Origin of the sequence: Maribacter taeanensis (assembly GCF_047345145.1) — a bacterium.
Lineage (GTDB): Bacteria > Bacteroidota > Bacteroidia > Flavobacteriales > Flavobacteriaceae > Maribacter_C.
In genome coordinates, this window is record NZ_JBLFER010000002.1 from 1079579 (window position 1) to 1101717 (window position 22139).

Below are 22139 nucleotides of genomic sequence, written 5' to 3' on the forward strand. Positions count from 1 at the left end.
GATACTGAATATGTACACGGTTTCGAACAAATTAAAAATGGGCTCCATTATTCTAATGGTAGTTGGGCTATTAGGTATAGGTTATGGGTTTCTAACGATGCCATCGAACGTTGCTGAAGCAAAAGAAATGGTAGCAAGCCATGGTGATGGTCACGGTGAATCGCATGGTGAAGAAGTTCAAGTAATTGATGAAGGACACGGTTCTTATAAAGAAGAGGGTCACGCAATGTCTGAAGCTGAGCACGATGAACATGTATTTCATCAATTAAGTAATAAACCATGGGCAGCACTTTATGTAGCAGCTTTCTTTTTCTTTATGATTGCTTTGGGTGTACTAGCCTTCTATGCGATACAGCGCGCTGCACAGGCGGGTTGGTCTCCTTTGTTATTTCGTGTAATGGAGGGAATCACTTCATACCTAGTTCCTGGTGGAATAGTTGTTTTTGTGATCTTGGTTTTGTCCGTATTGCATATGAATCATTTGTTTGTTTGGATGGACCCTGAGGTAGTTGCACATGATGCCTTACTGCAAGGGAAAGCTGGGTACTTAAATCCAACCTTCTTTTTGATTCGTGCTGCAATTTTCTTAGTCGGGTGGATTGGTTACAGAGAATATTCAAGAAGATTGTCATTGGCACAAGATGAGTCAAATGACAACTCAAACTTCAAATTGAACTTTAGAATATCAGCTGCTTTCTTAGTGTTTTATTTAATCTCAGAATCTATTATGTCTTGGGATTGGATTATGAGTGTTGATCCACACTGGTTCAGTACTTTATTTGGCTGGTACATATTCGCTAGTATGTTTGTTTCTGGTATTACGGTAATTGCAATGGTAACTATCTACTTGAAATCAAAAGGACATTTAGAAGAAGTGAATGATAGTCATATTCATGATTTAGCAAAATTCATGTTCGGTATCAGTATTTTCTGGACTTACCTATGGTTCTCGCAGTTCATGTTGATATGGTATGCGAACATTCCAGAAGAAGTAACCTATTACATCACTAGAATAGAAGATTATAATCTGCCTTTCTTTGGAATGGTTGCTATGAACTTTTTATTCCCAGTATTGTTATTGATGAATAGCGATTACAAACGATTGAACTGGTTTGTTGTCATGGCGGGTATAGTTATTCTGGCTGGACACTACATGGATATTTTTAATGCTATCATGCCGGCAACGGTTGGTGATCAATGGTATATTGGTATACCTGAAATAGGAGCAGTATTATTCTTTGCAGGTTTATTCATTTTCTGGATTTTCAGAGCATTGGCCTCGGCTCCATTGCAGCCTAAGCGTAACCCGTTTATTGAGGAGAGTAGACATTTTCATTATTAGTAGTACGATTAAAGTATAACAGAAATAGATACGATGACTGTAGTTTTAACTTTAGCTGTTTTAGCACTAGTGGCAATTGCGATTTGGCAAATGACCAAAATCTTTGAATTGTCTCAACTAAAGGCAGATCAATCAAGAGCGCAAATAGCCAACGATGACGATAATAAGAATAATGGTTATCTATTATTTGCCTTTATGGTTTTCACTTATCTGATTACCATATGGTCTTTTTGGAAGTATTCTAAATTCTTTTTACCAGAAGCATCCTCCGCACACGGCGCTGAGTATGATTACTTAATGTTGGTGTCTTTTGTAATCATCTTTATTGTTCAGTTCATTACGCAGTTTTTACTCCACTACTTCGGTTATAAGTACAGAGGTAAGAAAGGGAATAAAGCACTTTTTTACGCTGATAATGATCGTTTGGAGTTTATCTGGACCATCATTCCTGTAATTGTTTTGGCTGGATTGATTCTATGGGGATTATATACATGGACCAACATTATGGATGTCAATGATGAAGATGATCCATTGATTGTGGAGCTTTACGCCCAACAGTTTAATTGGACTGCTAGATATGGCGGAGCCGATAACGTTTTGGGTGGGGCTAATGTTAGAATGATAGATATTGACAGGGCAAATGTTTTAGGCCTAGATGAATCAGATAGTTATGCAGCGGATGATGTTATCGTTAAAGAATTGCACCTACCCGTTGGAAGAAAAGTAAACTTCAAGATGCGTTCGCAAGATGTCTTGCACTCAGCATATATGCCGCACTTTAGAGCACAAATGAATTGTGTTCCTGGTATGACTACTGAATTTTCTTTTACACCCATTACTACCACTGCTGAGATTAGGCAAAACCCTGATGTTGTGGATAAGGTAAAGAGAACAAATAAAATTAGAGCGGAGAGAGCCGCCAATGGGGAAGATAATTCCGACCCGTGGGAGTATGATTACATTTTACTTTGTAATAAGATATGTGGTAAGTCTCATTACAATATGCAGATGAAGATTATTGTGGAGACTCAAGAAGAGTATGATGCCTGGATGAAGACGCAACAAACGTTTAGTCAGACCATGGCAACAGTACAGTAAATTAGGCTATAAAAGAAAATTAATAAATTAAAAGAATTCGGTTATGTCAGCAACAGTAGATGCACATGTAGAAGATCACGCTCACGATGATCACGGACATCATCACAAAGAAACCTTTGTAACCAAATATATTTTCAGTCAAGATCATAAGATGATTGCTAAGCAATATCTCATTACCGGTGTTTTGGTAATGGGTTTTATTGGAATTGCAATGTCTTTATTTTTTAGAATGCAAATCGCTTGGCCAGGAGAGTCTTTTCCAATTTTTGAAGCGATCCTTGGTAAGTGGGCTCCTGACGGAGTTATGGATGCAGATATGTATTTGGCATTGGTAACAATGCATGGAACCATTATGGTATTCTTTGTATTAACCGCTGGACTTTCGGGTACCTTTAGTAACCTTTTGATTCCACTGCAAATTGGAGCAAGAGATATGGCATCGGGTTTTTTAAATATGCTTTCATTTTGGATGTTTTTTGTGTCCTCCGTAATTATGGTGATTTCACTGTTTGTTGAAGCAGGGCCAGCAGCGGCAGGTTGGACCATTTATCCTCCACTTAGTGCCTTACCAATGGCTCAACCTGGTTCGGGTATGGGCATGACTCTGTGGCTAGTATCTATGGCAATATTCATTGCATCATCCTTATTGGGATCCTTGAACTATATTGTTACTGTACTTAATTTGAGAACAAAAGGAATGTCAATGACTAGATTGCCTTTAACTATTTGGGCTTTCTTTATTACTGCTATTATCGGTGTGATTTCATTCCCGGTTCTTCTTTCTGCGGCTTTGTTATTGATCATGGATAGAAGCTTTGGAACATCATTCTTCTTATCTGACATATTTATTCAAGGTGAAGTATTACATTATCAAGGTGGTTCGCCAGTTTTGTATGAACACCTATTCTGGTTCTTAGGACATCCTGAAGTTTATATTGTATTATTACCTGCATTGGGTATTACCTCTGAGGTAATGTCTACAAACGCTCGTAAACCTATTTTTGGGTATCGAGCAATGGTTGCCTCGATTATGGCAATTGCATTCCTTTCAACTATCGTATGGGGTCACCATATGTTTATCTCAGGAATGAATCCGTTTTTAGGTTCTGTATTTACATTTACAACCTTATTGATTGCAATCCCATCAGCGGTAAAAGCATTTAATTATATAACCACTTTATGGAAGGGTAATTTGCAGCTCAACCCTGCGATGTTATTTTCCATAGGATTGGTATCTACCTTCATCACGGGTGGTTTAACGGGAATTATCCTTGGAGATAGTACTTTAGATATTAACGTTCACGACACGTATTTTGTAGTTGCTCACTTCCACTTGGTAATGGGTATATCGGCTCTTTACGGATTGTTTGCCGGTGTTTATCACTGGTTTCCGAAAATGTTTGAGGGTAGAATGATGAATAAGAATCTTGGTTATGTGCATTTCTGGGTAACAGCAGTCTGTGCATATGGGGTTTTCTTCCCAATGCACTTTGTAGGTATGGCTGGTGTGCCAAGACGTTATTATGAAAACACCGCTTTCCCGATGTTTGACGAATTTACTGACGTACAGGTTTTAATGACCACTTTTGCCCTTATTGCTGGAGCTGCGCAGTTAGTATTTGTATATAATTTTGTAAGGAGTATTTTTTATGGAAAGAAAGGTCCGAAGAACCCTTGGAATTCGAATACCTTAGAATGGACAGCCGAAGTAAAACATATTCATGGAAACTGGGATGGACCCATTCCTCACGTTCATAGATGGGCTTACGATTACAGTAAGGTTGATGAAAACGGAGAGTACATAATTCCAGGTCAAGATTTCGTACCTCAGACTGTGCCTTTACAAGAAGATGAAGAGGAACTTCAACATTAAAGAATTCTAAATATTTTAAAAAAAATGCTCAACTATATAAGTTGGGCATTTTTTTTGCTATTATCAATAAAAGAACGTTTCGCTTTTATGTATTATATTTAGAACACCATCAATAAACCAAGAACACTAAAGATGAAAAATATTGTTGTACTACTTTCCTTATTATTAGGCGCTCAAGTTTTTGCGCAACGTAAACCTAAAATCAAAGGAAATAAAAGTGTTGTAGAAGTTGAAGAAAGTCTACCTGCTTTTAATGCTATCCAATTAAATGATGATTTAGATATCACACTACAAAAGGCGAATCGAGAAGGGTATTCCCTTACTGCTGACGATAACTTAATTGACGTATTGAAGTTTAAGGTAGAAGATAGCACTCTGGTTATTACTTCCTTTTATAAAATAACAAGTAAGAAAAAACTTGATATTACAATTAAGTACTACGAACTTTCTAGTGTCACGATTCGAGATGGTAGAATACGAATGACAGATGCTATAGAGACTGACGAACTTACTATTAATACCTATGGTTCTTCTAAGTTGCAACTCAATGCTAATACTACCCTTACGACGCTGACTATGGAAGGGAATAGCTCTGGCGATTTAAGTCTAAACAGTGATTCCTTAAATATTGCCCTAAAAGACAGGGCTGATGTGGATATTCTTTCCACGAGTCAGAGGAATAATATACAGATGATTGCTAATTCCGGAGCTAAAATGGAAGGCACAACTTACGCATTAAGCGCGATTCTTTCTGATAATGCAAACCTCAAGGCCAGAAAACTAGAAGCTGAAGGAGTTGAAGTAATTGCTGAAGGCTCTCCTAACGCACGAATATATGCGAGCGATATTTTTGAACTTACAGCAAAAGGCTCTTCTAAAATCTATTTAAGTGGAAACCCTAAAATTGATATTCTCGAGTTTCTAGATACGGCTGAACTGCACAAAGAGAAGTAGTTTTTGCTAGATACGCATACTATCACTTTGAGTGCTCTGTCACTTCGAGCGCAGTCGAGAACCTAGGAACATTCATCTAACGGGATATCGGTGCACTCATACAAGATTCTGGTATGCCCCATCCGTCTACCAATACTCCAATATGAGGTCTGAGTTCCGTACATAAACGTTCAACTCGTTGGCGAATAGCTTTTGACTTCGTGCCGCTAATGTAGCCTTGTTCTAGATACCATTCCGAATCCTTTCGAATTTCAGATAGGGCATGAAGGGTTCCCAATTTTTGAAAAATGTCTTTATTTTTTCCTTCTGACATTCCATTGACAAAATCTGAGAAAGTATTATATGCCAGTTCTGCTGCATAAGCTTTACCTAATGCTATCAAATGTGTTTGTACTTTCATAAATGCTTGATAAGAAGGCATTCCTTTCTTAATGTAACTACGTATTCGTTTTGCTAGCGTATAAGTTAATCTGCGGGTGCGATAATCAAAAGCATGTTTATGAAATTGAGAGTTGTATAAATGAGCCTTATCCACTTTGTTAGAATACAGGGGATTAATTGTGGATAGCTTATCACTTAGCTGGCTGCTCAATAGTTTTAAAACTGCCGAAAATCCTGCACTATTAAATTCTGCTTTAAAATCAGAAAGAACGCCTTTGGCAGCAAGTAATAAAAGAACCGTATTATCTCCCTCAAAGGTGGTAAAAATGTCTACATCGCCTTTTAAATCCGCAATACGGTTTTCAATTAGATAACCTTTTCCTCCGCAAGCTTCTCGACATTCTTGAATGGTGTCATTTGCATACCAGGTTATTATAGATTTTAATCCTGCGACCTGAGTTTCGACTATTCGTTTATCGGGTTTACTCTCATCACAGTAATCTTTCATCATCTTGTCAAGTGTTACATGATATACATAGGCACTTGCCACCAAAGGAGTCAACCTCAGTTGATGTGTAGGATAATCCATCAAGAGATCTTCTTGTACTTTTATGCTGTCATTGAACTGTCGTCTTTTGAGCGCATGTTTGATAGCAACGGCTAAAGCCATTTTTGCGCCTCCCAATCCAGCTCGAGCGACGCAGATACGTCCTCCAACCAAAGTGCCCAACATGGTGAAAAATCTTTTGTTTGGATTTTTAATATCGGAGTGATATGAACCATCTTCTTTGATATCACCATATTTATTCAATAGATTTTCCCGGGGTACAGCCACCTGGTTAAACCAAATTTTTCCATTGTCAACTCCATTCAATCCCAACTTATACCCATTGTCTTCAATAGTAACTCCTGGTAACAATTCATGTTTTTCGTTTCGTACGGGAACCAGAATTGCGTGTACACCCTCATTCTTTCCGTCAACGATTAACTGTGCAAATACTGATGCCATTTTAGAATGCAGGGCATTGCCTATATATTCCTTATTGTCATTTTTCCCGGGAGTATGAATGATAATTTGGTCAGAAGCTTTGTCAAAGGTGGCTGTGGTCTTAATTCCTCTTACATTTGATCCATGACCAGTTTCTGTCATTGCGAAACAACCTAGTAACTTTGCTTCTCCCGTATCTTGGAGGTATTTGTCATGGTGTTTTTGAGTTCCGAGTTTTTGAATACTTCCACCGAAGAGACCGAATTGTACTCCGAATTTTATGGTAAGACTTCCATCCACATACATCATATTTTCGAACATGTAGGCATAACCTTCCATATCTTCGATTCCGCCATAAGCTTCCGGGTATGCAAGTGCTCCATAACCTTTATCTGCAAGGTATTTTACTTGATTCAAAACGACTTCCCGAAATTCTTCTTTGTTTCGATGGATGTCCCACTTAAAAATTGGATTGTCTAAAGCAGCGCGAAATCCATCTATAACTTCCGCATGTCCTCCTTTTAAAATCAAATCAATTTCAGATGCGTTGTAATAGTTGGAAGTGATTTCATGCTCCACTTCCACGTCGAACAAATGATTGTAATGGTTGGGTTGAATTCCTAAATTCACCTCAATATGTTTGAGGGAATCGTTAAAAGGACATTTCTCAAAATAATTGCAAACTACGTTTTGACTAAAAGTGCTTAAGGGATACGTATCACTCTCCACAAGCTTTACATCTGAATTGGCTACAATATGTTTCCAGTTTTTTAATTCTTCATCCGCTGGAGGGTTTTTGGTGTTTAGCCAGGAGTTCAGGGTCTTAGTCTCATCTTTGTTTAAACTAGCGTCTTGCTGAATTGCTTTTTCTACAACACTGATTTCTGAAGCTGATACCAAATCATCTGACCAAATCACATAGAAAAAAGGGATGTACTGCAAAATTCCTGGGGAATATGTTTTCTTTTCCATGCTTTGAAATTACGAATTTATTTACTTTAAAATAGTCTGAATCTAGGTTCTTTAACTCAAGCAATCTTCTGTCTTTTTCCCCTATCTTTGTGTAACAATGAATGAGTATTTAGACCCTTCTACCGACGGATTTTCCAATGAAGAACTCGATATCGAGAGAGCTTTGCGGCCGGTTAGTTTTGATGACTTTACGGGCCAAGAACAAGTATTGGAGAACTTAAAGGTATTTGTCGAAGCGGCTAATCAAAGAGGAGAGGCTTTAGATCATACATTGTTTCATGGTCCTCCGGGATTAGGGAAAACAACCCTCGCTCATATACTGGCCAATGAATTAGGTGTAGGTATCAAAATTACTTCGGGACCGGTATTGGATAAGCCAGGGGATTTAGCAGGACTACTTACAAATCTAGATGAACGTGATGTACTTTTTATTGATGAGATTCATCGGCTGAGTCCTATCGTTGAGGAATATTTATATTCCGCAATGGAGGACTATCGGATTGATATTATGATTGAGACGGGTCCGAATGCGCGATCAGTGCAGATTAATTTGAGTCCATTTACCCTAATTGGTGCAACAACCCGTTCAGGATTATTGACGGCTCCCATGAGAGCAAGATTTGGAATACAAAGTAGACTTCAGTATTACGATACAGAATTGCTTTCTACGATTGTGCAGCGTAGTGCAGAAATATTAAAAGTAGATATTACTAATGACGCTTCTATTGAAATAGCTGGTAGAAGCCGAGGTACACCAAGAATTTGTAATGCCCTTTTGCGACGTGTTCGTGATTTTGCTCAAATCAAAGGGAATGGAAGCATTGATATGGAAATTTCCAAATTCAGTTTGAAAGCTTTGAATGTGGATGCCCATGGCTTGGATGAAATGGATAATAGGATTCTTACTACCATTATTGATAAATTCAAAGGCGGCCCCGTTGGCATCACAACGATAGCGACAGCTGTAAGCGAAAGCGCCGAAACTATTGAAGAAGTTTACGAGCCATTTTTAATACAACAAGGCTTTTTAATGCGCACTCCAAGGGGTAGAGAAGTAACTGAGCAGGCCTATAAACATTTAGGAAAAATTAAAGGAGGAACACAACCCGGATTGTTCTAATGAAAGACATCCCCACTGTTTCGGCATATAGAGTTTTTAAGAACCGAAAAAGTATTCTGAAAAACCCCCTTCCTTTTCATCATGAAAATTTTGAGAAGCTGGGTGATATTTTTAATGTTAATATAGGTCCAAGTGGACGCATCCTTTTTACTAGGAGTCCGGAGTTCATCAAACAAATCCTTCAGAAAAATCATAAAAAGTATCACAAGTCCACTTTGCAAACAGAAGATTTGGCCAAGTATATCGGTAAAGGACTACTTACTTCGAATGGAGAACACTGGCGTACCCATCGCCGAATGGTGCAACCAGCATTTCATAAGAAAAAACTAGAAGGTTTAATCAGTATTATGGATACTGCTATTTGTAAAGAATTGGAGCGAATCCATGACGGAGAAGTACAAGATATTTATCCCTTAATGGGCGATTTGGCCTTTCAGGTAGTGGCGCAATCACTTTTCAGCAGAAACGATATTCAGAATGAAATGGCTGAATTGAAAAGCATTACAGAAACCAATCAGGTGATGCTCATTAAAGAAATGAGACAGCCCTACATGAATTGGTGGTTTAAATTAAGTGGAGCTATCAATCGCCATTTGGAATACTCTAAAGAAGCCCGAGATATTTTGAATACCATTATTCAAGAGCGTATTGATAATAAGGTTGAAAAGGATGATTTACTAGACATGCTTTTAAAGGCACGCTACGAAGATGGTGAACCCATGTCGAGAAATCAGTTGATTGATGAAGTTCTTATTTTGTTTACTGCTGGCCATGAAACTACTGCAAACGCTTTGAGTTTTACACTTTTCCTGTTAGCACAGAATAAGGAGGTTCAGGCTAAATCTTTTGAAACTGTTTCTAAAGTAGATTTGGACAATGAAAATCATCTCGAAAATATCGTATCACTTCAATACATCAAACAGTGTGTTGAAGAAGGCATGCGCTTATACCCACCAGCTTATTATATTGACCGTATGTCAATTGAAGAAGATGAATTAGGGGAACATACTATTCCGAAGAATGTAATGATTCTTCTTGCGGTTTACGAACTACATCGAGACCCAGACTTTTGGGAGAAACCTGAGGAATTTCAACCCGAACGTTTTAATCCAGAAAACAAGAAGGATTTTTCAAAATATTACTATCCCTTTGGAGCCGGACCAAGAATGTGTGTAGGGAATAATTTTGCGATGTACGAGATGATTTTGGTAGTGGCAAGAATCCTAAAAAGGTATCAGATAGAATTGCACACAAAAGAAGTGGAGCTAGACCCATTGATTTCTCTCCGCCCCAAAGAGGTCTTTTTGAAGTTTATTCCAAGGTAAAAAGACGAAGCAATAAATAATCACTCCGCCTTTCACATAATTAACCACTAAATCTATTTTAAAATCGCGTTCTCATCTGAGAATTTCTTGTAACTGAAATATATCGCTGCAATGGCAAAGGCAATCAATGAAATAAGCATTGCGGCGTACATGCCCATATTGATGGTGCCCGCCATAATCTCTTTTACGCCTAAACCAATGTTCAATACGGGTATGAAAACTGTTTTCCAAGTAAAATCAATTCCGGGCATCAAGGCCATAACTAAAGGAATAAGAATTACAATCATTATCGGCGAAGCTTTACTTTGTGCTTCTTTAAATGATGTAGCACCTGCAACAAGTGCAATTATTAATCCTGATAAGAATAAAGAGAAAGGAATCAATAATAATAACATCATAGTTATCGATTGAAAGCTTAACATTTCACCAAGCGCCAATTTAAATTCGTCTGGAATATTATCAATAAACTTCAAACCAAGAACGAGCCCCACCAAATTTAAAAGTGCAGGAATAAAACCAAGCAGCGAAGCTACAACCGCTTTTCCAAAGAGAACTTTAAACTTTGAAACTGGAAGCGAAAGCGTAGTTTCAATCGTTTTACGTTCCTTTTCACCAGTCACCAAATCAATTGCGGCTAGCAAACATCCTCCCCACATGGTTAAGATGAAAATATAAGGAACAAACCCACCTATGCTTTTTCCAATGAGTTCTTTCTGTTCACCAACTTCAACATAATTCTTATGGAAAGGAATAAGTTCTTCCTTTGAAATTTGCAGTTGCCCCAAGCGTCTTTCTTCAAGAGAACCGCTATAGGCATCTAGTATTTTTGTAAACCGGCGATTTACACTTTCTTTTGAACCATTGCGGTAAACTTCTATCGAACTACTTTCTAGACTATCTACTTGGCTAATAAATGTTTTTGGGAAAACTACTGCTGTTTGAATCGTTTCATCATCAATTAGGGTCTTAAAATCGATTGATTCATCGTAGGTAGTAATTTTATTTAACGTATCACCTTTAAGGAGCTGTACAAATTCTTGAGGCGCGTTTACCAAGCCAATTTTCAGGTCTTTTTCACGATTACTTTGTTCAATCATATCCATCACTTTAATACCTCCAAACATTAAAATGGGAAGCAATAAAGTGGGTAGAACAATCGAATTGATAATGGTTTTTTTATCTCTTAGAAGCTCAGTAAGTTCTTTCTTTATGATTATTAATAATTCGTTCATCTTAGGCTTCTTTTACACGGTTAATGAATTCTTGAGTAAGGTTGTCGGCTTTCATATCTCTTTTAAAATTGTCAAAAGAATCATTGTAAATAATTGAGCCTTTACTGATAATAGCAAGATCATCGCATAGAAGATCAACTTCACTCATAATATGAGAAGAGAAAATCACGGTTTTGTTATCAGCTTTTGACTCTCTAATTAAATCAATAATACTGTCTGCTGTAATGACATCAAGTCCTGAAGTAGGTTCGTCAAATATCAAAACTTCTGGGTCATGAATTAAGGTTCGTGCTATGGAAACCTTCTGTTTCATACCCGTACTCATTTGTCCCATTCGTTTTTTTCGAAATTCATCAATACCCAGTTTTTCAAAAAGGTATTCCTTACGTTCTTTAAGTTCAGCTTCAGGGAGTTTGTATAATTTTCCAAAGAAATCAATCGTTTCATCTGGATTGAGCCTTTCATAGAGTCCTGTTGAGCCTGTTAGAAAGCCAATTCGTTTTTTGACTTCATCATTACCTTGAGAGATGTCTACTCCGTCTACTATCGCCGACCCGGAGGTTGGGTTGATAATTCCTGCAATCATCCTTAAGGTAGTAGTTTTTCCAGCTCCATTTGGTCCAAGTAAGGAAAAAATTCTGCCAGGTTTGCATTCGAAGGAAACTTTATTAACCGCATTTACGGTTACGGTTTCTTTTTTAAACCCTTTTCCAGTTTTGGAGGTGAAGGATTTTGTTAGGTTGTCTATTTGTATCATTTAGGTTGTTTATTTGAATACTCTTTGTTAGTTACAAAATTTTGAAAATGTTACAGTTAATGGTTGAAAATAATTTTATCAAGTTGTGATATTTAATCTGATTTACGCTATTTGAATGACTTAGCAGAAGTTTTCTTCGATAGTTGTAATTTAGCAGAAACAGTACAAGAAATCGTTGAATTCAAAAGAGCAATATACTCAACAAATCAAAGCCGAAGCCAAGCGCCTCGGTTTTTTATCATGTGGAATTTCAAAAGCTGATTTCTTAGAAGAGGAAGCACCTCGTTTGGAAAAATGGTTGACGAATAATATGCATGGCGAAATGAGCTATATGGAAAATCATTTTGACAAACGTTTAGATCCGCGATTGTTGGTTGATGGAGCTAAATCAGTTATTTCTCTATTATTAAATTATTATCCTGAAGAGATACAACAAGAAGATTCGTATAAGATTTCCAAATACGCTTACGGCAATGATTACCATCATGTTATTAAATCCAAATTAAGACAACTTCAAGAATTTATTTCACAAGAAATTGGAGAAGTAAGTGGTAGAGCATTTGTAGATTCTGCGCCCGTTTTAGATAAAGCTTGGGCTGCCAAAAGTGGTTTGGGTTGGATTGGTAAGCACAGTAACTTATTGACTCAACAAGTGGGTTCATTTTACTTTATAGCTGAGCTCATTGTTGATTTAGACTTGGAATATGATACTCCGGTAACCGACCATTGCGGTACTTGTACGGCCTGTATTGATGCTTGCCCAACAGAAGCAATTACAGAACCTTATGTGGTTGACGGAAGCAAATGTATTTCCTATTTCACTATTGAGTTGAAGAACGAAATTCCGAATGAATTTGAAGGCAAATTTGACGATTGGGCCTTCGGTTGTGATATATGTCAAGATGTTTGTCCATGGAATAAATTCTCTAAACCACATCGGGAGCCTTTGTTTAATCCGCATCCCGAATTACTTTCTATGAGTAAAAAAGACTGGGAGGAGATTACGGAAGATGTTTTCAGGAAAGTATTTCAAAAATCAGCGGTGAAAAGAACGAAGTTTTCAGGTTTACAGCGAAATATTAAGTTTCTTAAATAGTACTACAAGGTTATAGTTGGCATTCTTTAAAAAAACAAGAAAATAAATCGTTATTTTTTTTTAATATAGCCTGCGGTAAAAGAAGCTATGAGGAATAAAATACAATTGATTACCTACGTTGATCGTGTGGGTTGTAATAATTTGAAGGACTTGAAATCTTTGATGATTGATGAGTTTAAAGGCCTTTTTGGAGGTATTCATATTCTTCCTTTTTTTTACCCAATAGATGGTGCTGATGCAGGATTTGACCCTATTGATCATACTAAAATTGATGAACGTTTAGGCGATTGGAATGATCTAAAATCCCTTAGTGCCGAAGTACCAGTAATGGCTGATTTGATTGTGAATCATGTATCGGCGAAATCCAATGCTTTTCAAGATTATTTGGAAAAGGGAGATGATTCGGAATACTCCAATTTGTTTCTTACCAAAGACAAAGTTTTTCCTAATGGATTGAGTGACGCTGAAATCAAAATGATTTATCGCCCAAGACCTGGGTCACCATTTACGGAGTTTGATATGTCAAATGGCCTAACGAAAGCGATTTGGACGACTTTTACCCAAAATCAAATTGATATTGATGTGGAAGGTCAAATGGGCATCGCTTATTTGGAAGGAATATTAGATACCTTTCAAAAGGCTGGTATTACTATGATCCGCTTAGACGCAGCCGGTTATGCTATAAAAAGAAAGGGCACATCTTGTTTTATGATCGACGAAACTTTTGACTTTATTGCAGAGCTCACAAAAAAAGCAAAGAACAAAGGAATTAAAGTGCTGGTCGAAATACACTCGTTTTATAAAACACAGATTGAGATTGCCAAGCGCGTCGATTATGTTTATGATTTTGCTTTACCCGTTCTGGTTTTAGATTGTTTGTACAATCGAGATGCATCGAATTTGAAAAAATGGTTGAAAATTGCCCCAAGAAATGTAATTACGGTACTTGATACTCATGATGGTATAGGTATCGTCGACGTAGCTTCCGAAAACAATGAGCCAGGGTTAATTCCAGATCAGAGGTTAAATAATATAGTTGAAAAAATACATCAAAAGAGTAGAGGGACAAGTAAAATGGCAACAGGTGCTGCGGCTTCTAATTTAGATTTGTATCAAGTTAATTGTACTTATTTTGAAGCTTTAGGAAAGAATGAAAATGATTATCTAATTTCTAGAGCAATTCAGTTCTTCGTTCCTGGGGTTCCACAAGTATATTATGTAGGTTTATTGGCTGGCGAAAATGATATGGAACTATTGGGTAGAACAAATGTTGGTAGGGATATTAATAGGCACAACTACTCTCGAAAAGAAATTGAAGAAACTATACATACGCCATTTTTTTCAAGATTAAAAAACTTGATGCTTTTCAGAAATACCCACCCTTCTTTTGATGGTAGTTTTAACCTCATTGATGATGAAGACCATAGATTAAACATCAGATGGGTTCATAATGAGCATTGGACACAGCTTAGTGTCAATTTAGAAACAAGTGATTTGAAAATTAGTTATTCTGGAGATAATAATATCTCGCGGATGCTTGAATTATAGAAGGAAGTCAACTACATCGTTTTCGTATTTCCTTCCTTGTTTTTTAGGGCTAACTTTTCATAAATCCAACAATTTTAGTGCTATATTGTTAGGCGGAATCATCACCAAACTTCTTTTGAAATGAGCATCATAAAAAAACCTTCTTTAAGTTTTTGGCAAATTTTTAATATGAATGTCGGTTTCTTGGGCATTCAATATAGTTTCGGTTTGCAACAAACGGCAATCAATCCAATTTTTTTATACCTAGGTGCTCCTGAAGAAATGCTGCCAATTTTAAATATTGCTGGTCCAGTTACGGGTTTGGTAGTACAGCCAATTATTGGTGCTATGTCTGATAAAACTTGGTCGGCACGTTGGGGCAGGAGAAAGCCATATTTTTTGATTGGTGCCATTATTGGTAGTTTATGCTTATTCGCCTTTCCCACGAGTCCAGTACTTTGGTTTGCTGTGGGCCTATTGTGGATTCTTGATGTAGGTAACAATATGGCAATGGAGCCGTATCGCGCTTTTGTTGGAGACAAGTTGCCAGAAAAACAATTGAGTCTGGGCTATCAAATGCAGAGCCTCTTTGTTGGAGCTGGAATACTATTGGCAAATGGCTCAATAGTTCTTTTTCAATATTTATTTGGGGGTGATTCTATCGAAGTTGCAGGAGAGATTCCGCAGTGGTTATATTACTCTTTTTATATTGGAGGAATTTTGTCATTAACTACCATATTATGGTCTGTTTTTAAAACCCCAGAAATTCCACCTTCCGATATTGAATTAACCGAAATCAACCGTACCAAAAGCTTGCCGTTAAATAGGCGTGTTTTAGAGCCCTTTACCGAGATAGGCAAAGCGATCAAAGAAATGCCTTCTTTTATGTGGAGAGTTGGAGCGGTCTATCTTTTTCAATGGTATGCTCTTTTCATCTATTGGCAATATAGCACACCATTATTTAAGTTAACAATGGGTTATACTACTTCAGAAGCTGCTTCGCAGTCTGCTCAAATGAGTTTAACCTACAATATAGCTACAATGGTTGTTGCTTTAGCTCTTGTACCACTTACGCTCAAATATGGTGGAAAAAAGATCTATGCTTTAAGTCTTGTTGGTACCGCTTTAGCGCTTTTTGCAATCCCTTTTATAAGTGATCCGTTTTTAGTTTTGGCTCCAATGGTGCTTTTTGGAATTGGTTGGGCGGCAATGATGGGCATACCTTATACAATGGTTTCAAAGGTAGTTCCGCAAGATCGACGTGGCGTTTATATGGGCATTTTGAATATGATGATTGTAATACCTATGGGTATTGAGACACTTACCTTCGGCCCCATTTACAAATATTTATTAGGAGGGAATGCTATAAATGCTATTCTTTTTGCCGGGGTATTCTTTTTAATATCTGCGGTTCTTGCCATGCGTTTGAATGTTTCCAAAGCAAACTAAGCATGAAAAATACAGGAATTAAAATTTCCCTCTTTCTCAACTACTTTGTTTTTGCAATTCTGTTGAATAGTGTTGGAATTGTAATAGCAAAATCCATTAACGTATATGGTGTAAGTGAATCACAGGCATCTGTTCTTGAGGCTTTCAAAGATTTGCCAATTGCAATTGTTTCCTTTATTGTTGCATCATTTCTTCCAAGATTTGGCTATAAAAAAGCTATGTTAGCGGGCTTGGCAATTGTTTTTGCAGGTTGTTTGCTTATGATATTTGGTAATACCTTTTTACATACCAAAATACTTTTTATGTCAATCGGTGTAAGTTTTGCACTTATCAAATTATCGGTGTATTCTTTAATAGGAATTATTACTGATTCAAAAAAGGAGCATTCATCATTTATGAGTTCAATTGAAGGCTTTTTTATGGTGGGAATTGCTTTTGCCTACTTCCTGTTTCCAGCTTTTTATTCAGATACTAATGAAAACGCTTGGCTGAATGTCTACTATGTACTGCTTGTGATTATAGCCCTTTCTTTTGTTTTCTTATTGTTTTCTAAAGTTGAATACGAGATTGAGTCAATAGGAACAAGCCTTAAAGAGGATCTTTTACAATCTTTAAAATTGATACTAATTCCGTTGGTCTTAGTTTTTTTAGCCTCTGCATTCTTTTTTGTAATGATAGAACAAGGTATCATGACATGGTTGCCAAGGTTTAACGAGAAGATATTTAGCTTTAGTGAAGTTTTGGCCACTCAGATGGCTGTTATTTTTGCGCTCTCCTTAGCTTTAGGGAGATTTGTCGCAGGCTATCTTACTAAAAAGATGTCGTGGGTTTTTTTAGTGATTATTTGTGTTTTAATTTCTGGGGGCATTTTATTAGCGGTATTACCGCAACTCAAAGTTGATGTGGAATCCTTAACAGAGATTTCTAGTTTAAGTGACGTTCCCGTTCTAGGTTTTATTCTGCCATTGATTGGGTTATTTATAGCACCCATTTATCCTTTGTTAAATTCTACAGTTCTGAGTTCGCTTCCGAAAAGTTTGCATTCTCCTATGTCTGGACTGATTATTATTTTTTCCGCTTTAGGGGGCACCTTGGGATCAAGAATTGTTGGAGAATTGTTTGAAAGTATTGGTGGTGCAAATGCATTCTATTTTCTACTGATTCCTATGGCATTGCTAATTATTTTCGTGCTGCTAATCGACAAAATTTCTAAAAAAGAAGCCCAAGTCAATTCATGATTTTTAAGTTAATAATTCGTAAAACCCTTGAAGATCTACTTCTTCAAGAAGACACCGATGGTGATAATAAAATCACTAAAGAAGACAGAGGCCCAAAAAAGTTTGTGCTTAAAGCTTCTAACGGTATTGAGCACAGCATTCAAGGCACCTATCATTTGTCAAATCTTCTTCAAGAGTTGGCTTTGGCTAAGAATAAAGGACTCATCGAAGTTGAGATTCCCTTATCAAAAATCGAAGAGGCCCCAACCAATAGAATTTCTCGAATGATTCGTGAGGTCTTTTGGGATGACCTTACTAGAACAATCGATGAGGCTGGAATTTCAAAAATCGTTAGTGATGATAAAACAGAAAGCGGAGTAAAAAGAATTTATGTTCCTTTTTCTGATGTTTCAGCACAAGCATATTATAAAGGGATTGCTGCAAAGTACGGTTTAGAAGTAGTCGTGCTTCCTGAAGAAATAACACCTGAATTTGTAAAGTCTATCAATTCAAAACCAGGAATCTTAAGTTTAAAACTGGAAAATAAAAAGGGAGCTCCTTTTGTAGTTCCTGGTGGTAGGTTTAATGAAATGTACGGCTGGGATAGTTATTTTGAAGGGGTTGGATTGCTCTTAGATGGTCGAATAGATCTAGCCAAAGGAATGGTTGATAATTTTTGTTATCAAATCGAACACTATGGTAAAATTCTGAATGCCAACCGTTCTTATTATTTGACACGAACACAACCTCCTTTTTTAAGTTCTTTTATTCGAGAAGTTTATGAAGCTGAATCATCCTTAGGAAAAAAATGGCTTGAAAAAGTTCTCCTTACAGCTATAGAAGAATACGAAACAGTTTGGATGGTAGATGATAAACGCTTAACCGCAAACGGACTTAATCGATACCTTGCCGACGGAATCGGCATTCCTCCAGAAACTGAAGCTGGTCATTTTGATGAAGTATTAGCCGTGTTCGCCGATAAATATAAGTTACCTGTTGCCGACTTCGTTGAAAAATATCAAAAGCGAGAAATTATTGATGAAGATTTAGACACCTATTTTATTCACGATAGAAGTCTTCGTGAAAGTGGTCATGATACTTCTTGGCGTTTAGATGATGTTTGTGCCGATTTGAATACGGTTGATCTGAATTCCCTATTGTATAAATATGAGACCGATTTCGCTTATTTGATTGAAAACTATTTTTGCGATAAGTTTAAAACAGATAATAAAATATATACTTCGGAATACTGGTTGACTCTTGCTGAAAAGCGTAAGCAACTTATGAATACTTATTTATGGTCAGAAGAACATCAAAGCTATTTTGATTATAATATGAATACCCATGATTTGACTCATTTTGATTCCGCGACCAATTTCTATCCCCTTTGGTCAAACATTTGTTCTAAGGAGCAAGCAGAACAAATGGTTAAGAAATTGATGAATGAATTTAGAGTAAGAGGAGGAATTGTTGCAACATCAAAAAGATCCATAGAAGAAATATCTAAGGACAAAGTACAACGCCAATGGGATTATCCGAACGGATGGGCGCCTCACCAAATGATAATCTGGAAAGGATTGTTGAACTACGGTTACAAGAAAGAAATGTATGAGCTGGTTTATCGTTGGCTTTGGATGATTACCCGAAATGCGGTCGACTACAATGGTACAATCCCTGAAAAATACGATGTGGTTTCAAGCACTCATAAAGTATATGCCGAATATGGAAATGTAGGAACTGAGTTTGATTATATCACCACCTCAGGATTTGGATGGATGAATGCTTCATATCAATATGGACTGAGTTTGCTTCCAGAAAATATGATAGCAGATCTTAACAAATTAATAGACCCAGAGGATTTTTTTAATGTTCAATCTTAGAAGAATAGGATTATCTTTGTGTCTTAAATTTTCCAGAACATGAGTGAAGAGAAGAATAGGCGCGAAGCATTGATCTATCATGCGAAACCTCAGCCTGGCAAGATAAAAATTGTTCCAACTAAACCATATTCTACACAACGTGACTTGGCTTTGGCCTATTCCCCGGGAGTTGCAGAGCCTTGTTTAGAAATAGCTAAAGACAAAGACAACGTATATAAATATACCTCAAAAGGAAATTTAGTTGCCATTATTTCAAACGGAACAGCGGTTTTAGGCCTGGGTAATATTGGTCCTGAAGCCTCGAAACCTGTTATGGAGGGTAAGGGATTGCTCTTTAAGATTTTTGCTGATATTGACGGAATGGATATTGAGGTTGATACAGAGGATGTTGATAAATTCATCGAAACTGTAAAGATGATTGCTCCAACTTTCGGAGGTATAAATTTGGAAGATATTAAAGCTCCAGAAGCTTTCGAGATTGAGCGAAGATTGAAAGAGGAATTAGATATTCCTGTGATGCATGACGATCAGCATGGTACAGCAATTATTTCGGCGGCAGCTTTGCTGAACGCTCTTGAATTGACCGGAAAGAAGATTGAAAACGTACGTATTGTTGTTAGTGGTGCTGGTGCAGCAGCGGTTTCTTGTACGCGATTATATAAAGCATTTGGGGCAAAAGACGAAAACATCGTAATGCTTGATAGCAAAGGTGTTATTCGTAGTGACAGGGATAATCTAACTAAAGAAAAACTGGAGTTTGCTTCAGATCGAAAAATTGATGCCCTTGATGAAGCCATGAAAGATGCCGATGTTTTTATCGGACTTTCAATTGCTAATATTGTTTCGCCAGAGATGTTGCTTTCTATGGCAAAAGATCCTATCGTTTTTGCAATGGCGAATCCTGATCCTGAGATTAAGTATGATTTGGCCTGTAAAACACGAAAAGATATTATCATGGCTACGGGTCGATCTGATCACCCAAATCAAGTAAACAATGTTTTGGGCTTTCCGTTTATCTTTAGAGGAGCCTTAGATGTTCGGGCAACAGGAATCAACGAAGCTATGAAAATGGCAGCGGTGAAGGCCTTGGCAGAATTAACTCGTGAAGCGGTGCCAGAGCAGGTAAATATCGCCTATGGCGAAACTCGATTAACTTTTGGCCGTGATTATATTATTCCGAAACCTTTTGATCCACGTTTGATTTCTGAAATTCCCCCAGCTATTGCAAAAGCTGCAATGGACAGTGGAATAGCCAAAGAACCTATTGAAGATTGGGATCGTTACAAAGAAGAGCTAAGACAACGATCTGGGGGTGATAATAAAGTGGTGCGGTTACTTCACAACAGAGCAAAAATGAATTTGAAAAGAATTGTTTTTGCTGAGGCCGATCATTTAGATGTACTTAAGGCTGCTCAAATTGCCTATGATGAAGGTATCGCAATACCAGTTTTATTAGGGAATAAAGAAATTATTCTAGAACTGATGAACGAACTGGAGTTCGATGCAGATGTTGAAATCATCAATCCTCAATCGAATGAGGCAAAAGCAAAAAGAGAGCAATATGCTGAAAAGTATTGGATGAATCGCCGAAGAACAGGAAGTACTTCTTATTATGCGCAAACTCAGATGAAGAAACGAAATTCATTTGGTTCAATGATGGTTTTAGAAGGAGATGCTGATGGTATGATTTCAGGATATTCTAGGGCATATCCTATGGTGGTTAAACCGGTTTTTGAAGTAATCGGAAGAGCGGCAGGAGTATCAAAGGCTTCAACAGTTCATATCATGATCACCAAAAGTGGCCCGATATTCTTAGCGGATACTTCTATAAATATTAATCCGACTGCTGAAGAATTAGCTGAGATCGCCCAAAATACGGCTAATGTAGCCTCTACTTTTGGTTTTGAACCTGTTATGGCCTTATTGTCTTATGCGAACTATGGATCTTCAACACACCCGAATTCTAGAAAGGTGAAAGAGGCCATTCGTATTTTACACGAACGCAATCCTGATCTAGTGGTTGATGGTGAAATTCAAGCGGACTTTGCCCTAAATAAAGAACTTCTTCAGAGCCAATTTCCGTTTTCAAAATTAGCGGGAAGGAAGGTGAATACATTAATTTTTCCAAACTTAGAGTCAGCGAACATCACATACAAGCTTTTGAAGGAATTAAATAAAGCAGATTCCATCGGCCCAATAATGGTAGGGCTTCGAAGATCTGTACATATTATGCAGCTAGGGGCAAGCGTAGACGAAATGGTCAATATGGCTGCAGTTGCTGCTATAGATGCACAGGAAAGAGAGAAGCGTAGAAAAGCCAGAAACAATAAATAGATTGCGTATTTATGATCCATCACCTCAAAGGAAAACTAGTAGAAAAGAATCCAACACATGTCATTATAGAATGCGGGGGAGTAGGGTATTTTGTAAACATTTCATTGCATACCTTTTCTAAGTTAGCAGATGGTGAGTTGATTAATTTATACACGCATTTACAAGTAAAGGAAGATTCTCATACACTTTTTGGCTTTTTTGAAAAGTCAGAGCGTGAAATTTTTAGGCTACTTTTATCGGTTTCTGGTATCGGTTCGAGTACAGCCAGAACGATGTTGTCTTCTCTATCTCCTGCTCAAATTCGAGATGCTATTGCGAACGGAGATGTGCCTACTATACAGGGAATCAAAGGAATAGGGGCAAAGACCGCCCAACGCGTAATCCTCGACCTAAAAGACAAAGTTTTAAAAGTCTATGATATTGATGAAGTTTCCCTTACTTCAAACAATACTAATAAAGAAGAAGCGTTATCAGCTTTAGAGGTTCTTGGGTTCGCCCGAAGACAGTCTGAAAAAGTTGTAGATAAGGTGCTCCTTCAAGATTCCTCCCTAAGCGTCGAAAACATAATAAAACTCGCGCTGAAAAATTTGTAAC

16 protein-coding genes are annotated in these 22139 nt (G+C 37.4%); 13 read left to right on the forward strand and 3 right to left on the reverse strand.

Annotated features, from left to right (window positions below; genetic code table 11):
• Positions 1-10 precede the first annotated feature (10 nt).
• From ACKWCD_RS10550 to ACKWCD_RS10565, 4 genes are all read left to right on the forward strand, one after another.
• Positions 11-1342, forward strand: coding sequence for a quinol:cytochrome C oxidoreductase (locus ACKWCD_RS10550; RefSeq protein ID WP_413983910.1), 1332 nt, complete (start codon positions 11-13; stop codon positions 1340-1342).
• A 33-nt stretch (positions 1343-1375) separates the two neighbouring features.
• On the forward strand, positions 1376-2440 hold the full coding sequence (locus tag ACKWCD_RS10555; RefSeq protein ID WP_413983911.1) for a cytochrome c oxidase subunit II: 1065 nt from the start codon (positions 1376-1378) through the stop codon (positions 2438-2440).
• A 43-nt stretch (positions 2441-2483) separates the two neighbouring features.
• Positions 2484-4313, forward strand: coding sequence for a cytochrome c oxidase subunit I (locus ACKWCD_RS10560; RefSeq protein ID WP_413983912.1), 1830 nt, complete (start codon positions 2484-2486; stop codon positions 4311-4313).
• A gap of 132 nt (positions 4314-4445) precedes the next feature.
• On the forward strand, positions 4446-5267 hold the full coding sequence (locus ACKWCD_RS10565; protein WP_413983913.1) for a GIN domain-containing protein: 822 nt from the start codon (positions 4446-4448) through the stop codon (positions 5265-5267).
• A gap of 76 nt (positions 5268-5343) precedes the next feature.
• On the opposite strand, the gene ACKWCD_RS10570 is transcribed toward ACKWCD_RS10565, so the two are convergent.
• Positions 5344-7608: an acyl-CoA dehydrogenase family protein gene (locus ACKWCD_RS10570; RefSeq protein ID WP_413983914.1), complete on the reverse strand. Its 2265-nt coding sequence runs from the start codon at positions 7606-7608 to the stop codon at positions 5344-5346.
• Positions 7609-7705: 97 nt separating this feature from the next.
• On the opposite strand from ACKWCD_RS10570, the gene ruvB reads away from it, so the two are divergent.
• Both ruvB and ACKWCD_RS10580 read left to right on the forward strand, forming a co-directional pair.
• Complete coding sequence (gene ruvB / locus ACKWCD_RS10575) at positions 7706-8728, forward strand: Holliday junction branch migration DNA helicase RuvB (RefSeq protein WP_413983915.1); 1023 nt, start codon at positions 7706-7708, stop codon at positions 8726-8728.
• On the forward strand, positions 8728-10053 hold the full coding sequence (locus tag ACKWCD_RS10580; protein WP_413983916.1) for a cytochrome P450: 1326 nt from the start codon (positions 8728-8730) through the stop codon (positions 10051-10053). The genes ruvB and ACKWCD_RS10580 overlap by 1 nt, the downstream gene beginning before the upstream one ends.
• A 53-nt stretch (positions 10054-10106) precedes the next feature.
• On the opposite strand, the gene ACKWCD_RS10585 is transcribed toward ACKWCD_RS10580, so the two are convergent.
• On the reverse strand, positions 10107-11285 hold the full coding sequence (locus tag ACKWCD_RS10585) for an ABC transporter permease (RefSeq protein ID WP_413983917.1): 1179 nt from the start codon (positions 11283-11285) through the stop codon (positions 10107-10109).
• A 1-nt stretch (position 11286) separates the two neighbouring features.
• Entirely contained in the window at positions 11287-12042 is a 756-nt protein-coding gene (locus tag ACKWCD_RS10590) for an ABC transporter ATP-binding protein (RefSeq protein WP_413983918.1), read from the reverse strand.
• Positions 12043-12217: 175 nt separating this feature from the next.
• Between ACKWCD_RS10590 and queG the strand changes: the two genes are divergently transcribed.
• The 7 genes from queG (at position 12218) to ruvA (ending at position 22138) form a co-directional block, all read left to right on the forward strand.
• Positions 12218-13138, forward strand: coding sequence for a tRNA epoxyqueuosine(34) reductase QueG (gene queG, locus ACKWCD_RS10595; protein WP_413983919.1), 921 nt, complete (start codon positions 12218-12220; stop codon positions 13136-13138).
• 87 nt (positions 13139-13225) lie between these two features.
• A complete protein-coding gene (gene gtfA, locus ACKWCD_RS10600) occupies positions 13226-14686 on the forward strand; it encodes a sucrose phosphorylase (protein WP_413983920.1) in 1461 nt (486 codons plus the stop codon).
• A 120-nt stretch (positions 14687-14806) separates the two neighbouring features.
• Complete coding sequence (locus tag ACKWCD_RS10605) at positions 14807-16114, forward strand: MFS transporter (RefSeq protein ID WP_413983921.1); 1308 nt, start codon at positions 14807-14809, stop codon at positions 16112-16114.
• A gap of 2 nt (positions 16115-16116) precedes the next feature.
• Positions 16117-17352, forward strand: coding sequence for an MFS transporter (locus tag ACKWCD_RS10610; RefSeq protein ID WP_413983922.1), 1236 nt, complete (start codon positions 16117-16119; stop codon positions 17350-17352).
• Positions 17349-19211: a trehalase family glycosidase gene (locus ACKWCD_RS10615; RefSeq protein WP_413983923.1), complete on the forward strand. Its 1863-nt coding sequence runs from the start codon at positions 17349-17351 to the stop codon at positions 19209-19211. Before ACKWCD_RS10610 ends, ACKWCD_RS10615 begins: the two co-directional genes overlap by 4 nt.
• A gap of 39 nt (positions 19212-19250) precedes the next feature.
• Positions 19251-21545, forward strand: a complete 2295-nt coding sequence (locus ACKWCD_RS10620) for an NADP-dependent malic enzyme (protein ID WP_413983924.1) — start codon at positions 19251-19253, stop codon at positions 21543-21545.
• 11 nt (positions 21546-21556) lie between these two features.
• Positions 21557-22138, forward strand: coding sequence for a Holliday junction branch migration protein RuvA (ruvA, locus tag ACKWCD_RS10625; protein ID WP_413983925.1), 582 nt, complete (start codon positions 21557-21559; stop codon positions 22136-22138).
• Position 22139 lies beyond the last annotated feature (1 nt).